This window comes from Pseudomonas sp. MD195_PC81_125, assembly GCF_014060985.1.
Taxonomy (GTDB): Bacteria; Pseudomonadota; Gammaproteobacteria; order Pseudomonadales; family Pseudomonadaceae; genus Aquipseudomonas; species Aquipseudomonas parakoreensis.
Map to the genome: position 1 here is coordinate 1 of NZ_JABULD010000086.1, position 15074 is coordinate 15074.

Below are 15074 nucleotides of genomic sequence, written 5' to 3' on the forward strand. Positions count from 1 at the left end.
TTTGAAAGAGCCTGAAACATCGAAGTATTCGCTCTTCTCCGGCTTGAGCAGCGACCGGTCCACTTCGTGGCGCAGGAACTGATCCTTCAACTTCAACGCATCCACCGTCCTGGGCATCCTCAACGTGGGTGCATGCCGGACAAACGGGTCATCCGGCGTCGCGCGCGGCTTGGACACCAGGTTCAGGAACGCTTCAGTGCCACGGTCATAAGCCAGACCGATCTGCTGGCACACCAGCTGAATCTCCGCCACTGAGGCGCTGTCGACCATGTACAGATACGTCATCAATGGCAGCAGTTCGAACTGCGCCTCGAACGCAGCGATCACCTCTTCGGTGACAATGAACTCACGCTCGTAGCGACTCAGGCTCAGGGCCCGGCGCAAGATTCTGGAGTCGTGTTCGCGCAGTTCCAGGCGCGAAGAGAGATCGGTCACCTCGACGCCTTTGCCGAACAACATTTCGTGGACGTCCGCCGGCAACAAATCCCTGAAGTAGTGCCAGAAATAATCAAAACTGGCTTTGCTGGCCGCGTCGATGCCAAGGTGATCATGCAGTTCGACGGCAGCATCGATACTCAGGTATTTCCTTCCGGCCTCGACGTCGCGGTAGTAATTGGCCGAGAACGGAATATTGACCTCGTCGAGAAACGTGGAGATCTTCAGATGCCCCGCGTCGATTCGAAACTGCATGAGAAATGCGCCAAACGCACGTTTGCTATCCAAGCTCTTCCGCCTCTGCCGACAGAGTGACAAGCACTCTGGTCGTGTTTTTCTTGATCTTCATACTGGAAGTCACCACGCCTATTTCTTGCGTATTACGCACATGAACGCCCCCACAGGGGATTGACCAGTCTTCGCATTGCCACCAACGAAATCCCTGTCCCTGGCGGGTATCCGCTTCCGTACGAATCTCATGACTTGCAGAGCAAAACTCGTTCAAGGCATCTGTTGCGCGCCTCAGACTGTCTTCGTCGAACTCACCGACAAACTCGTATTGGTTCTCGCCACCCTCGTCGCTCAGCGGCGAACGAACCGGATGCGCAATCGCTCGCCCGAGCGTCCGCTCGAGCATGCAATGAATCAAATGCATCGCCGAATGAACCCGCATCTGATGATATCGCAATGACCAATCCAGCGTGGCGGTCGCCTGCCGGTCGCTCACCCGCGTCTGCAGGTCAGCGAACGTTTCGTCGTCAATGCTCAGGTAATGCCTGATCTGATCGTCCCGTTTTTTCGTCGCGACGATCTCCAGCGTGCGCAGTGCCTCACCCTCCCCCGCGAGCGGAATGTTCAATACCCCCCGATCGCCCAGTTGCCCCGCCTCCCTGGGGGTAGAACACGGTCTCGCCGAGGAGTGCGAAAGGCAGACCGGCGTCGTCGCGCTCCAGTCGATCAACTCGGCAGTCCAGTTGCTTCAAGTAGGGTTCAGCGTGAAACAACGTCAGCGTCTGGCTCATTTTTACCTCAGTCAAGGTTTCACTGATCTTGCCCTGCCGGCCTCAGGCAAGTTCCATGGTTTGCAGTTTTTGCTTCAGTACAGCGCGCAACCGGATCATCTGCGCCTGGTTGCCGAAGGAGATCCGCAGACACGTCTCAAGACCATAGTCGGTCAACCGGGACGTCAGGAAACCTTCCCTCTCCAGATGCTGATGCAAATCCTGGCAGCGTGGCGCGGTGACGCATTCGACGAAAACAAAGTTGACGTAGCGGCTTCTGGCTTCAATGCCGCAGGACTTGAACAGGCTCACGAGTTCCTGCCCCCACGCCTGACAATACGCCGCCGTGTTGTCCAGATGATCGCCGTCCTGCAGGACGTATTCGCCTGCCAGGGCGGAAAACGAACTGACGTTGTACGGCGCACGCCGCGCTTGCAGCGCCGGCACCTGATCGCCGCTCGCATAAGCCCAGCCAAGGCGCAGGCCGGCAATACCGTAGGCCTTGGAAAACGTGCGCAGGCATATCGCGTTTTCCCGGCTGTTGACGATCTGAATGCCTGCCGTGTTTTCCCGATCCGGCGCAAACTCTGCGTACGCTTCGTCGATGATGACGGTCGTGCCGGGCGGAATCAGCGCCACCAGCGATAACAACTGCGAGGGCAACAGATAGTCGCCCAATGGATTGGACGGATTGACCAGCACCACGACGTCGGGCTTTTGCTCAAGAGCAAGTTGCAATGCCGCCTCATAGTCGCCGCTGGCATCCGGGGTCATCTCGCTGTAGTCGGCCCCCAGCAACGCGGCCCGGATTTTGTACATCTTGAAGCAGTGCTGCTGCGTCACGATGCGACTGCCGGGCTTCAACAGGCTACGCAACGCAATGTCGATCAGTTCGTCCGAACCGGCGCCCACCACGACGCGCTCGGGATCAACGCGCCAGCGCTCGCCGATTGCCAGGCGCAGAGACTTGTAAGTGACTTCGGGGTATTCGCTGAGCAGCGTCGGCATCGAGGCGCACAGTTGCAGGGCCAGGCCCGATGCACCCAGCGGATTCTCGTTGGCATGCAGCCGCACCGGCTCAGTGATCGCCGTTGCCAACAGGTCACCCTTTCCCGACGAACTCATCGGCTGTGCCCTCCCAGTACCTGGGTAACGAGCGCTTCCAGGTAAGCGGTCAACGCCACATCCCGATCCAGATACGGAATGTGTTCACGCACCCGCGCATGCCAGGCGCGGCCCTTCGGCCCGAGTCTGGCGTTGCCGCGAATATCGGCGGCCTGGGCTGCACAGATCAGTTCAAACGCGAGGACGTAACGCGTGTTCTGCAGCACTTCGGTCACCCGGCGCGCGGCGACTAGGCCGAAGGAAACCACGTCCTGGAAATCGCCGGTGGTGGTCAGGGTCTGGATCGAGACGGGGGTGGCCAGCGAACGGTTTTCTGCCGTCAGCGACGCCGACATGAATTGCCCGCCCATGAGGCCGAAACGCAGGCCACCGTTTTCCGCGCACAGGAATGACGGCAGGCCATTGCTGTTGGCTTTGGTCAGGAAGCGATCAATCCGCCGATCCGAAAGATTGCACAGGGTGATGATGGATATCGTCAGGTAGTCCATGGCCGAAGCGATGTATTGCCCATGAAAATGGCCATTGTGAAAAACCTCGCCGTTTTCAGGGGTGATCAACGGGTTGTCGTTGGACGAGTTCAGTTCGTTGCCGACCACGCGCTCGACAAATTCGATGGTCTCCAGCACCGGCCCGAGGATTTGCGGCGTGCAGCGAATGGAATAGGCATCTTCGATGGGCATGTCTTCCTGGCGTACCTGGTCGGTGCGCAGGGCGCTCAATTGCGAAGAGAGTTCAAGATCGTCAATCGCCAGTTCCGAGCCTTGCAGATCGGCCCAGATGGCCTCGGCAATTTTTTGCTGGCCCAGGTGCGGTTTCAACTGGTGAACATCCGGATGGAAAGGACGTACCCGAGCCTGCAGCGCTTCAAACGAGAAGGCCGAGATCGACGTGTATTGTTCGAGCAGTTCCCGGGCTTCAACCACATTCATCGCCGCCACCGCGACCATGCAGGAGGTGCCATTGATCAGCGCCAGCCCTTCCTTGTAACTCAGGTGCAGCGGCGCCAGGCCCAATTGCTCGAGCGCTTGCGCCGCCGGAATCCGGGCACCGTCGAGGTAGGCATGACCGTCTCCGGTCAGCATCCGCGCAACCGCCGCCAGCGGCCCCAGGTCGCCACTGGTCCCCAACGAGCCCTTGCTCGGGATTTCCGGGATCAGGCCGGCGTTGTAAATGGCGATGTAGCGGTCGAAATTTTCCAGCGAAAGTGCCGAGTTGCCACGGGACAGCGATACGATCCGCGCAAACATGGTGGCTCGCGCCACACTGTCCGGGAACCGCTCGGCAACGTTGGTCGAGACGCCCTGAATCAGGTTCGATTGAAGCTCGTGGGCTTTGTCGATGGGCACCAGATGGTCAACGAAACCACCCATCCCGGTGTTCACCCCATAAATCACCGCGCCTTGTGCAACCAGATTTTCCAGGGCGTCTCGCGATGCCTGAACCCGTTGCCGGGTGGCTTGCGAAGCGACCACCTTTGCCCCGGGCCGGGAATACCTGATCAAGTCCTTGAGACTGACATCCACGCCGGGGGTCAGTACAAACGTGCTATCCGACGTGAAGTTTCTTTCCTGAATCGTCATCTTTTCATCCCTGAGCTGCGTGTGGCTGATCATCCGCCCAATTGGCGATGATCACGTTGATGGTCCTGTTGCCGGAAAAGGCGCGCCGGCCGTGGGCATACTGGAAATTGTCGAGCAGCAAAATATCGCCCGCCCGCAGATCGACATCCTGTTCCAGACGTCTGACGGTGTGGAACAACTCCAGCGTCAGGTCTTGCGGCAGTGGTTCGCCGTCACCGAAACACATGGCCTCCAACAGTTGCGGCGTGTTGCGCTGCGCCTCGGCCAATTCACTGGCGTCCTGTTCACGACCGTCGATGCGCGCCCATTCGATCATCGCGGCCGCGCCCCAGAAGTGCGCCTGATTGCACCAGATGTCCGCCGCTTTGCGCGGGTGTCGGCGCATCGGGGCGATACAGTCCTGCCAGAGGATCAGGTCGCCGCCACTCCACTCGAAGTCCCAACCGCGCGCCCGGCACAGCACTTCTGCCTCGGCGGTGCTGGAAGTGGAGAACGTCTCCTGCCAGCTTTTTTTTCACCCCGGGCTTGAGATTCACCCGCGCCTCGCCGGGCAGCGTGCGGCGCAACTTGAGCCCGCGATCGGTCAGTTGCTGCAGGGTGGCGCGATCAATCAACTGCTCCAGTTTGCGCATGTCCCCCGACCACGGATTCACCGCCACGTTCCGCAGGCTCGACACACACGAAAGCGATGATTTCGGGCGGATGTTGTACATAGGCCATTTCCTGATGAAGGATCACCGACCAGTCGGGCGGGGTGCGCGTCGCTTCCATGACCTTGCCCTGGATCGTCGAGCGTGGAGAGCTGCCGCCGAGGTAATCGCGCGTGTGAAAACCCAGCGCACCGATGGCCCGTTCAAACACCTCGGGATCCCTGCACGGCGTGGCACCGCGAATGAGCACCGCGCCTTCACTCAACAGTTGTGCCCGAATGTCCTGCGCCGCCGCCGAAAAATAGCCCGCCGGATCGGCCTCGGCGCCGACCACAAAATCGAATGTCCCTAGTGCATTGCAGCCCGTCACCGTCATCACTCCTCAGTCCCTGGAATCGTTGGCATGTCCCTGTGCGATGCATTAGATACCATCCCCCATTTACAAATTCAACAGATAGAAATATGTTTCTTCCAATAGATTTTTCCATGAAGCGCGCACGAAATCGCGCGCAACCAAGCTGAAAAACCCGATCTAACTGATTGATAAAAATAGAAATAATCTGAAGGAACAGAATCCGTATGACTGTGGAGAATTACCCGTCCCCCACTGTTGGCACCGTCGCGTCACTGCATCGGCCCGCCTCGCCCCGCGCAAGTGTCTTGCAAACACTCAAGCAACCTTGCGAGTACCCTTTCTCATGAGCGGACTCCATGCGCACTCAGGTCAACTGCAACGCAGTTTGAAAAATCGACACATCCAATTGATCGCACTGGGAGGCGCCGTCGGCACGGGGTTGTTTCTGGGCTCAGCGGGCGCACTCAAGTCTGCCGGGCCCTCGATGATCCTCGGCTACGCCATTTGCGGCTTCATCGCCTTCATGATCATGCGACAACTGGGCGAGATGATCGTTGAAGAGCCGGTTGCCGGCTCTTTCAGCCATTTCGCCCACAAGTATTGGGGCGCATTCGCCGGCTTCCTGTCGGGATGGAACTGCTGGATGCTGTACACCCTGGTCGGCATGTCCGAGCTGACAGCCGTCGGCAAATACGTGCATTACTGGTGGCCCGAGATACCGATCTGGGTATCGGCTGCGGTGTTTTTTGTGCTGATCAATGCACTCAACCTGATCAACGTCAAAGTGTTCGGCGAGGCGGAATTCTGGTTCGCCATCATCAAGGTGTTGGCGGTGATCGGGATGATCGTCATGGGCAGCTACCTGCTGTTCAGCGGTAACGGAGGGCCGCAGGCATCGTTGAGCAACCTGTGGCAGCACGGCGGCTTTTTCCCCCACGGGATGGCCGGCCTGGCCATGTCCATGGCGGTTATCATGCTGTCCTTTGGCGGGCTGGAAATGCTCGGTTTTACCGCCGCCGAAGCGCAAAACCCTCGTCGCGTGATCCCCAAGGCGATCAATCAGGTAATCTACCGCATCCTGATTTTCTACATCGGCGTACTCGTCGTGCTGTTGTCATTGATGCCGTGGGACAGCCTGCTGACGTCACTCAATGCCACTGGCGATACCTACAGCGGCAGCCCGTTCGTACGCGTGTGGTCAATGCTCGACAGCAATACCGCCGCGCACATTCTCAACTTCGTGGTCCTTACCGCGGCGTTGTCGGTCTATAACAGCGGCACCTACTGCAACAGCCGGATCCTGCTCGGTCTGGCCCGGCAGGGTGACGCGCCACAAAGCCTGGTCAAGATCGACTCGCGCGGGGTTCCTGTGCGTTCGATCCTCGCAACGGCTGCGGTGACCTTGATCGCGGTGGTGATGAACTACGTGATCCCGCAGCAGGCCCTCGAAATACTGCTATCACTGGTGGTGGCGACGCTGCTGATCAACTGGGCGATGATCAGCCTGGCCCACGGCAAATTTCGCCGGCACCTGAACGAGACCCGGCAGACACCACAGTTCAAGGCGCTTTGGTACCCCTACGGTAACTATGTCTGTCTGGCCTTCATGGTGTTCATCATGGCGGTCATGCTGATGGACCCCGTCAACCGGATGGCGGTCTACGCGATTCCGCTGTGGATCACGCTGGTGTGGGTCTGCCACAGCATCTAGCACCGCCGCCGTGCTGCGCAAAGCCTCTACGGCGAGGCCTGATCATCCCCGGACAAAGGCTCACTTGCGCGGCTTGATCCGCGCCGTGGCCTCGGCCACCAGCGGATCATCCGGCCAATAATGCTTCGGATACCGCCCCTTCAGATCCTTTTTCACCTCGGCATAGGTGCTGCGCCAGAAGTTGGCCAGATCCTGTGTCACCTGCACCGGCCGCCGCGCCGGTGACAATAGGTGCAACTTGACCACTTGCCGCCCGCCGGCGATTCGCGGCGTCTCGGCGAGGCCGAACAGCTCTTGCAAACGCACCGCGAGAATCGGCGGCGACTCGCTGTAATCCAGACGAATCGATGACCCCGACGGCACGCTGATGTGATGTGGGGCCAGCTCATCAAGCTTCTGCGGCAACGGCCACGGCAGCAGATTGCGCACGATGCTCGACAGGTCCAGATTGGCGAAATGACTCAGTCGCGAGACTTTGCTCAGATAGGGCATAAGCCATGCTTCCAGGGTTTTGAGCAACGTCGCGTCGCTGACATCCGGCCATTGGCTGTCGGCCTGTGTCGCCAGATCCAATTGCCGCAACAACGCGACCCGCGCCTGCCACTGACGCAGTTCCGGCGTCCACGGCAGCAACTCCAGACCTTTGCGCCGGACCAGATTGACCAGCGCCTGACTGCGCGCCGCTTCGTCGAGCCCGGTCAACGGTTCGCGGCTGAGGATCAGTTCGCCAACCTTGCGCTGACGCTCGGCGCGCAGCACGCCTTCGCGCTCGTCCCAGTCCAGTTGATCGACGGCACGCACTTGCTCGGCGAGCACCGAGTCGAACAGCGTCGGATCGAAATCCGCCGCCAGGTAAATCCGTTCCTCGCGCTGCCCCTGACGACTGCCGAGGTCGGCGATCACAATCCACGCCTCCTTCATCAGGCTGTCGGCTTCGGCGAACAGCGCAGCGCGACCATTGGCCAGCCGATATTCGGCGCCACCGGCGCGCCGCTGTTGGGCGACGCGATCCGGATAGGCCAGCGCCAGCAATGCGCCGAGCCAGCGCGGATGATCGGGATCGCTGACGGGATCGCTGGCCTTGCCGCGCAGGTAACCGCGATACTGCCGCGCCAGTTGCCGCGCACGTTGCACGCCACCCTGAGCACCGCGTGCCGCGCGTTCCTCGCCAGAGAGCAGCACCAGGCGGCTGTGCAGATCCGCCCCGGCGCCGCGCAAAATATCGCGTTCGCCGAGCAGTGCCGCGACGTCGCACGCCATCTGCGCCAGCCCCAGCGCCTGACCGCGCAGCAACAGATGGGCGATGCGCGGATGTGCCGGTAATTCGGCCATGGCCTGACCGTGGGCGGTCAGCGCCTCGCCTTCGAGTGCGCCCAGGCGCTGCAGCAGATCCTGCGCCTGGGCATAAGCCGCTGCCGGCGGCACATCGAGCCAGACCAGTTCGCCCCGGCGTGACGCCCCAGCGTCCGAGTTGCAGCGCCAGCCCCGCCAGATCCGCCGACAGAATTTCCGCACTGCCGTAAGCGGCGAGTTGCTCGTGCTGATCCTGCGACCACAGGCGATAACACACGCCCGGTTCCAGACGTCCGGCCCGGCCCGCACGCTGGGTGGCGCTGGCCCTGGAAATACGCTGCGTATCGAGACGGGTCATGCCGCTGCCGGGGTCGAAACGCGGCACCCGCGCCAGCCCGGCATCGATCACCACGCGCACGCCGTTGATGGTCAGACTGGTTTCGGCAATGTTGGTCGCCAGCACCACTTTGCGCTGACCCGCCGGCGCCGGGTCGATGGCGGCGCGCTGGGCATTCAGGTCCAGTTCACCGTGCAACGGGCAGAGCAAGACATCTTTACGCTCACCGATGGCATCGCTCAGTTGCTGATGCACACGACGGATTTCCGCCTGCCCCGGAAGGAACACCAGCAGGCTGCCGGTTTCATCGTGCAGGGCATCGAGGACGGTCTGGGTCACGCGTTGGTCGATGTATTCGCCAGGCTGGAACGGCCGCCCCCAGCGCATCGTCACCGGGTACATGCGCCCTTCGCTGCGCAGGATCGGCGCGTCATCCAGCAACCAGGCCAGGCGCTCGCCCTCCAGCGTGGCAGACATCAGCAGAATCTTCAGCGGCTGTTCAGCGCGGAACAGTTCACGACCGTTCAAACTCAGAGCCAAAGCCAGATCGGCATCAAGGCTGCGTTCGTGAAATTCGTCGAAGATCAGCAGACCGACACCTTCCAGCGCCGGATCATCTTGCAGACGCCGGGTGAGAATGCCTTCGGTGACCACTTCGATGCGGGTGTCGGGGCCGACCTTGCTGTCGAGACGGATGCGATAGCCGACGGTTTCGCCCACCTTCTCACCCAGTTCGCTGGCCAGGCGTTCTGCGGCTGCACGCGCGGCGAGACGGCGTGGCTCGAGCATCAGAATGGTCTGCCCGGCCAGCCAGACCTCATTGAGCAAGGCCAAAGGCACGCGGGTGGTTTTACCGGCGCCGGGCGGTGCTTCGAGCACGGCTTCGTGGCGTGTCGCCAACGTTTCACGCAGGGCGGGTAAAACTTCATCGATCGGCAAAGAAATCATGCTGGCTCCCAAACAGAGCCGCGAGTATAACGGCGAACTGCCGGGCGTTTGTCAGGGTCTTAATTTCAATTGACGACGCTTCGTTTTCAAATGACTCAGGAGATTTTCCATGCGCTTACCTTCTCGCCTGATCGGCGGTGTACTGGTCGCCACTCTGCTCACTCAACTCACGGCCTGCGGTTCGATTTTCTATCCGGATCGTCGCGGTCAGATCGACGGCAAGATCGACCCGGCGATTGCCGTACTCGACGCCGTCGGCCTGCTGTTCTACGTCATTCCCGGGCTGATCGCTTTCGCGGTCGACTTCACCACGGGCGCGATCTATTTCGAACCGGGCCACACGGCGCAGGTCGATCCGGCGAAACTCAAACAAGCGATCGGCCCGGACGGCCAGGTCGATAACCTCAAGTTGCAGGCTATTCTCGAAACTGAACTGGGCCGCAACCTGCCGCTGGACGATCCACGCCTGATCCAGCACAAGGGCAGCACCCAGCAACTGGCGATGTTCGGCCTGCAACCCGCCGCCTGATCCATAAGGAATTTCTGCACTCATGACCACCAGCCCCGAACACGCCCGCCTGCTGCGGCTGGCAACCCGCGCCTCGGTAGCGGTGGCCTGCACGCTGATCATCGCCAAAGCCATCGCCTGGTGGCTGAGCGGTTCGGTGAGCATGCTCGCCGGCCTCACCGACTCGGCGCTGGATGGCGTCACTTCGCTGCTCAATCTGCTGGCGGTGCATTACGCACTGCGCCCGGCGGATGACGATCACCGTTACGGCCACGGCAAGGCTGAATCGCTGGCGGGCATGGCGCAGGCGCTGTTCATCGGTGGCAGTGCGGTGCTGATTGCGTTTCAGGCGTATGAGCGCATCAAGCAACCGGAGCCGCTGGGCGCTCCGTGGCTGAGCATCGGTGTGATCGTTTTCTCGCTGTTGCTGACCGCGGCGTTGCTGACGCTGCAACACCGGGTGATCAAACAGACCGGCTCCAACGCCGTGCGCGCCGACTCGCTGCACTACCGCTCGGACATGCTGCTCAACGGCAGCATTCTGATCGCGCTGGTTCTCGCCGGCATGGGCTTTCATCAGCTCGATGCATGGTTCGGTCTGGGGATTGCCGGGTACATTTTGTGGAGTGCGATCCAGATCGCCCGGGAAAGTTTTTCGGTGCTGATGGATGAGGAGCTGCCGAGCGATGTCAGTCAGCACATGCTCGAACTGGCCTGCGGCGTACCCGGCGTGCTGGGCGCACATGATTTACGCACGCGGATTTCGGGTAACCACTGGTTCGTGCAGTTGCATCTGGAGTTGCCGGGAGAGCTGACGTTGTCAGTGGCCCACGGCATCAGCGATCAGGCGGCGGATGCAATTCACGCCGCCTACCCGCGAGCCGAGGTGCTGGTGCACGCCGACCCGCAGGAAGTGGTCAGGGCTGAACGAGCGCAGACCCGGCTTCAGTAAGACACCTGATAACCGCGACTGCTCAGGCAATTGCCCTGAGCCTGGCGGTAGGCCTGCACCACTTCGGGCGCCGGTTGGTACGTCGCGGTACGTGGATCGAAACCGCTTTGCTGCACCGCGTACTGGTAGCACTGGTAACCGTCCTGCTGCACCTGTTCCGGCGACTGACCGTTGGCCGGATACGCCTCGACGTCATAACCCTGCGATTGCGGCTGCGGCTGCGGCGGTTGCTGCACCGGTGGCTCGACCACGACGTAATCCTGAGTGGCTTCCTGGTACGCATAGTAGGAACCGGCCGCAAGAAACAGCAGCGCACCGCCGATCCACACTTCGCGGGCGTAGTCCGGCAGGTACTGAATACGAATCCCGCGTGGCGGCTGCACGACGATGTAGCGCGGGCCTTGCGGGCGATACCAGTAGCCGCCGGAATAGAAGTAATCCTGACCGCGATACGGCACGCGATATTCACGATCCGGGAAGCGGTCGATCACATGCCCCGGGCGATATTGCGGGCCAGGGCCCCAACCGTTGCCATGCCCGTCCGGGCGACCCGGCCAGCGATTGTCATCGGGCCGGTTGCCGGTTTGCCATTGCTGGTTGTGGTAGCCATTCTGCGGACGCTCGTCGCGGTAGTAGCCCTGACGCGGCTCCTGAGTCTGGCGCACGGTGTCGGGACGTGGCTGGATCGGCAGGTTGTTCGCCGGTGGCGCCTGATGAACCGGTGCAGGCTGATTGGGTGCGCGGTTCTGGTTCTGCCATTGGCCATTATTGTGCGGCTGGCCGTTGTGCTCGAATTGACGGCTGTTGTCGCCGCGAATGATGTCGCTGTTCTGCGGCCGCGGCGGATTTTGCGGCGGCGGATTGTTTTGCCCATGGGGCTGACGCTCACCGCCATGCCCCTGATTGCCCTGATGCTCACCGCCGTGCCCGTTATTTTCGGGGCCACGATTCTGTGGCTCGTCGGCCAGTGCTTGGGCACCGACGCTCACACACAGCAAACCAACACCGGCCAGACGCCAGATGCGCGACTTCATGCTTTTCCTCACTGCGGGTATTTAGAGGGCTTGTAGCTAAGACCGGGAATACGCACACCGGGTTCTGCGACAGGTTATCAGTCACGAAACTTATTTATTGAGGAAGGCTGTGCATCGAGGCACAAAAATCGCAGAACAAGAAAAAGGGAGACCCGTCGGCCTCCCTTTAGAGAACTTCGTCCTGGCTCGACGCTTTTGACGTCGGCTCACCTCACGCCGTCTTCTGGACAGTGTGCAGCTCGGGGGCCGGCACATCCCCGGTGGGGGTGGCGGCCGCGGCGGGCCTGATTGGGCGGGCCGCAGTGGACTGTGTTACCGAGCAGTGATTCTGGTGATAAGAATAGGCCGCTACGCGCGACAGATGATTGCGAAGATTGCTCAAATAAACACCGCTTGCGCAATTTTTAACCCTGGATAGATAATCCGCCGCAATAGTTACAACCAAGGACTGATTCATGAGCAAACTCGACCGTTACGACCTGAGTATTTTGGCGGAATTGCAGCGCGACGCCCGCATCTCCAACCAGGAACTGGCCGAGCGCATCGGTCTGTCGCCCTCGCCCTGCTCGCGCCGGGTCAAACAACTGGAGGATGACGGCTACATTTCGCGCCAGGTCGCCCTGCTTGATCGCAAGATGCTCGGCCTGAGCCTGACCGCCTACGTGCTGATCGGCATGGACCGGCACACCCCGGAACGTTTCGAGAACTTCGAAGCAGCGATCCGCACCTTGCCGCAAGTGCTGGAATGCAGCCTGGTGACGGGCGTGGATGCCGACTATCAGTTGAAAGTGGTGGTGCCGGACATGGATCACTATCAGAAGCTGCTGCTGGGACACCTGACCCGGATTGAAGGGGTGACCAGCGTGCGTTCAAGCTTTGTGCTGAATCAGGTGCTCAACAGCACCGAACTGCCGCTGACTCATCTGCGCAGCTAACCCGCACTCCGCTGTAGGAGCTGCCGAAGGCTCGGGCCGCGATCGGACGATCTTTTGATTTTGCTTTTCAAGATCAAAAAGAATCGCAGCCTTCGGCAGCTCCTACAGGGACGGTGACCAATTTTGGGTTTTTACAACGCGCAACTACTGCCCATCACGCAACAGCGGTAATCTGGCCGACACTTCAATCGCCCCCCGGAGCCGCGTCGGTATGGAACTTCACGTCGTGATCAATGGCCGCAAGGACCTGGCCGGTCAGTTGTACAACCAACTGCGCGGCGCCATCGAGTCCGGGCGTCTGGCCGCCGGCACGCAGTTGCCGCCCAGTCGTCTGCTGGCCGAGCAACTGGGGATCTCGCGCAAGACCATTTCCGACACCTACGCGCAGTTGACTTACGAAAACTTTCTCACCGGGGTGATCGGTAAAGGCACTTACGTCAACGCCCGTCCGGCGCAGATTCAGCGCAAGCAAAGCCACACCGAACTGGCCAGCGCCGAACAGATCGAGCGCTGGCGCAACCTGCCGATGTTCCTGCAGCACCCGACGCTGGAAGGTTCGCTGCGTTACGATTTTATCGGCGGCGCCACCAGCAAGGGCCAGTTCCCGCATGACGACTGGCGCCGTTGCGTCTCGCATGCGATGCGCCAGATGGCCGGCTCAAAAGGCTTCTACAGTGTCCCCGAAGGCTTGCCGGCACTGCGCAATGCGATTGCCCGGCACATCGCGTTTTCGCGCGGGATCAACGCTCAGGACGAGGACATCGTGGTGTGCAACGGGGCGCAACAGGCGCTGGACCTGATCACCCGCGTGCTGATCAGCCCCGGCAGCCGAGTGGCGATGGAAGACCCGGGTTATCCGCCGGCCCGCCTGCTGTTCGGTAGCCACGGCGCCGCAGTCAGCGGAGTTCCGGTGGATGCCGAAGGCATTGTGGTCGAACAGATTCCCGAGGGTACGCGGCTGATTTACGTCACCCCGTCGCACCAGTTTCCGCTGGGCATGCCAATGAGCCAGGCGCGCCGCGAGGCGTTACTCGCCCGGGCGTATGAACTGGGCGCGATCATCATCGAGGACGACTATGACAGCGAATTCCGCTACGAAGGCCGGCCTACGGACTCTCTGTTCAGCCTCGACCAGCGCGGGATCGTTGCCTACGTCGGCACCTTCTCCAAGACCCTGCTGCCGGAGCTGCGCCTGGGTTACGCAATTCTGCCGCCGGCGATCCTCGAAGCGGTGATCCGCGCGAAAAAGCTCACGGACCAGCACGCTTCGACCTTGCCGCAATGGGCGCTGGCCAAGTTCATCGCCGAAGGTTGCCTGCTCAAGCACATCCGCCGCTGCCACGCGATTTACGCCCAGCGCCGCGAGCGGATTCTGGCGCGCATGGCCACGGATCTGTCGCCGTGGCTGGAGGCGATTCCGCCCAGCGCCGGGTTCCACATGGCGGTGCTGTGCAAGGTGCCGGTCGATCTGGCGCTGGTGATCGAGCTGGCGAGAAAGGTCGAGGTCGGGTTGTATCCCATCGACATTTTCTATTATCAACAGCCGGTGAGGAGCGGCCTGTATTTCGGCTTCGGCGCCATCGAAACCCTCGACATCGACACCGCTCTGGATCGCCTGCGCGACATTCTGCAACAAGTGGCGTGAATGATTGGTCTGCGCGATTAACCGCCGATTGGTTATTGGTGATCAACCGGTGCGGGCCTATTCTGCATGGGCGTTATCCCTCAATGAGCAGGATTCGTCCGGCCTGATTCAGGAGAGTGAGCAATGTCCAACGAAGTGATCAACACCGTCCAGGTGCGCGCTGCCGCCGGCCGTTCGGAAGAGCTCGGCCGGCAGTTGCAGAAGATCGTCGACACCCTGCGCCAGACACCGGGCTGCGACGCCTATATGGTCGACCGCTGCCCCGAGGACAACCAACGCTGGATGGTGAGCGCACGCTGGCAGTCGGAAGCGGCGATGCAGGCGCACTTCAACCGGCCCGAGGCGCAGGGGTTTATTGACCTGATCGATAGCCGTCTGGCCAATAGTGTGGATTTCAATAGTTTCCCCATCGTCTGACCGGACGCCTTCGCGAGCAAGCTCGCTCCCACATTTGGAATGCGTTCAACTGTGGGAGCGAGCTTGCTCGCGAAGGCGTATTCAGCCGCACTGCCGAACGATCGATTGGTCACCCGATCTTCCCGAATATTGGGCCGTTTGCACGCCC

The 15074-nt window shown here is 61.0% G+C and carries 13 protein-coding genes and 1 pseudogene; 6 read left to right on the forward strand and 8 right to left on the reverse strand.

Annotated elements, in window-relative coordinates; translation table 11 throughout:
* The 6 genes from HT737_RS03710 to HT737_RS31155 all read right to left on the reverse strand — a co-directional run.
* The coding region (locus HT737_RS03710) for a hypothetical protein (RefSeq protein ID WP_182401485.1) at positions 1-690 on the reverse strand (690 nt) is incomplete at its 3' end.
* Between the two features lie 25 nt (positions 691-715).
* Positions 716-1294 carry an alanyl-tRNA editing protein gene (locus tag HT737_RS03715; RefSeq protein WP_220459299.1) on the reverse strand — a complete coding sequence of 193 codons (579 nt, stop codon included), beginning with the start codon at positions 1292-1294 and terminating at the stop codon, positions 716-718.
* A 205-nt stretch (positions 1295-1499) separates the two neighbouring features.
* Entirely contained in the window at positions 1500-2561 is a 1062-nt protein-coding gene (locus HT737_RS03720; RefSeq protein ID WP_182401487.1) for a histidinol-phosphate transaminase, read from the reverse strand.
* A complete protein-coding gene (locus HT737_RS03725) occupies positions 2558-4141 on the reverse strand; it encodes a phenylalanine aminomutase (D-beta-phenylalanine forming) (protein WP_182401489.1) in 1584 nt (527 codons plus the stop codon). Before HT737_RS03725 ends, HT737_RS03720 begins: the two co-directional genes overlap by 4 nt.
* Before the next feature lie 4 nt (positions 4142-4145).
* Positions 4146-4604, reverse strand: coding sequence for a TauD/TfdA family dioxygenase (locus HT737_RS31150; RefSeq protein ID WP_220459300.1), 459 nt, complete (start codon positions 4602-4604; stop codon positions 4146-4148).
* A 143-nt stretch (positions 4605-4747) separates the two neighbouring features.
* Positions 4748-5167 carry a TauD/TfdA family dioxygenase gene (locus HT737_RS31155; protein ID WP_220459301.1) on the reverse strand — a complete coding sequence of 140 codons (420 nt, stop codon included), beginning with the start codon at positions 5165-5167 and terminating at the stop codon, positions 4748-4750.
* Positions 5168-5489: 322 nt separating this feature from the next.
* On the opposite strand from HT737_RS31155, the gene HT737_RS03735 reads away from it, so the two are divergent.
* Positions 5490-6857 carry an amino acid permease gene (locus HT737_RS03735; RefSeq protein WP_182401491.1) on the forward strand — a complete coding sequence of 456 codons (1368 nt, stop codon included), beginning with the start codon at positions 5490-5492 and terminating at the stop codon, positions 6855-6857.
* A 60-nt stretch (positions 6858-6917) separates the two neighbouring features.
* On the opposite strand, the pseudogene hrpB reads toward HT737_RS03735, so the two are convergent.
* Positions 6918-9435 (reverse strand): annotated as a pseudogene (hrpB, locus tag HT737_RS03740) (ATP-dependent helicase HrpB).
* A gap of 109 nt (positions 9436-9544) precedes the next feature.
* Between hrpB and HT737_RS03745 the strand changes: the two are divergent.
* Both HT737_RS03745 and HT737_RS03750 read left to right on the forward strand, forming a co-directional pair.
* Positions 9545-9964: a hypothetical protein gene (locus HT737_RS03745; protein ID WP_025108718.1), complete on the forward strand. Its 420-nt coding sequence runs from the start codon at positions 9545-9547 to the stop codon at positions 9962-9964.
* Between the two features lie 22 nt (positions 9965-9986).
* Positions 9987-10895, forward strand: a complete 909-nt coding sequence (locus tag HT737_RS03750; RefSeq protein WP_121187364.1) for a cation diffusion facilitator family transporter — start codon at positions 9987-9989, stop codon at positions 10893-10895.
* On the opposite strand, the gene HT737_RS03755 is transcribed toward HT737_RS03750, so the two are convergent.
* Positions 10889-11929 carry a DUF6515 family protein gene (locus HT737_RS03755; RefSeq protein WP_182401493.1) on the reverse strand — a complete coding sequence of 347 codons (1041 nt, stop codon included), beginning with the start codon at positions 11927-11929 and terminating at the stop codon, positions 10889-10891. The genes HT737_RS03750 and HT737_RS03755 overlap by 7 nt on opposite strands.
* Before the next feature lie 455 nt (positions 11930-12384).
* Here HT737_RS03755 and HT737_RS03760 point away from each other — a divergent pair, with 455 nt between their 5' ends.
* The 3 genes from HT737_RS03760 (at position 12385) to HT737_RS03770 (ending at position 14926) form a co-directional block, all read left to right on the forward strand.
* Positions 12385-12864, forward strand: a complete 480-nt coding sequence (locus HT737_RS03760) for an Lrp/AsnC family transcriptional regulator (protein ID WP_007909658.1) — start codon at positions 12385-12387, stop codon at positions 12862-12864.
* A gap of 211 nt (positions 12865-13075) precedes the next feature.
* Entirely contained in the window at positions 13076-14509 is a 1434-nt protein-coding gene (locus tag HT737_RS03765) for a PLP-dependent aminotransferase family protein (RefSeq protein WP_182401495.1), read from the forward strand.
* A gap of 123 nt (positions 14510-14632) precedes the next feature.
* Positions 14633-14926, forward strand: a complete 294-nt coding sequence (locus tag HT737_RS03770) for a putative quinol monooxygenase (RefSeq protein ID WP_047293918.1) — start codon at positions 14633-14635, stop codon at positions 14924-14926.
* Positions 14927-15074 lie beyond the last annotated feature (148 nt).

Bases quoted from the DNA above. Each gene is read 5' to 3' on its own strand.
- HT737_RS03750 (WP_121187364.1), top strand. From the start codon at position 9,987: ATGACCACCAGCCCCGAACACGCCCGCCTGCTGCGGCTGGCAACCCGC.
- HT737_RS03760 (WP_007909658.1), top strand. From the start codon at position 12,385: ATGAGCAAACTCGACCGTTACGACCTGAGTATTTTGGCGGAATTGCAG.
- HT737_RS31155 (WP_220459301.1), bottom strand. From the start codon at position 5,167: ATGACGGTGACGGGCTGCAATGCACTAGGGACATTCGATTTTGTGGTC.
- HT737_RS03720 (WP_182401487.1), bottom strand. From the start codon at position 2,561: ATGAGTTCGTCGGGAAAGGGTGACCTGTTGGCAACGGCGATCACTGAG.
- HT737_RS03745 (WP_025108718.1), top strand. From the start codon at position 9,545: ATGCGCTTACCTTCTCGCCTGATCGGCGGTGTACTGGTCGCCACTCTG.
- HT737_RS03755 (WP_182401493.1), bottom strand. From the start codon at position 11,929: ATGAAGTCGCGCATCTGGCGTCTGGCCGGTGTTGGTTTGCTGTGTGTG.
- HT737_RS03735 (WP_182401491.1), top strand. From the start codon at position 5,490: ATGAGCGGACTCCATGCGCACTCAGGTCAACTGCAACGCAGTTTGAAA.
- HT737_RS03725 (WP_182401489.1), bottom strand. From the start codon at position 4,141: ATGACGATTCAGGAAAGAAACTTCACGTCGGATAGCACGTTTGTACTG.
- HT737_RS03770 (WP_047293918.1), top strand. From the start codon at position 14,633: ATGTCCAACGAAGTGATCAACACCGTCCAGGTGCGCGCTGCCGCCGGC.
- HT737_RS03765 (WP_182401495.1), top strand. From the start codon at position 13,076: ATGGAACTTCACGTCGTGATCAATGGCCGCAAGGACCTGGCCGGTCAG.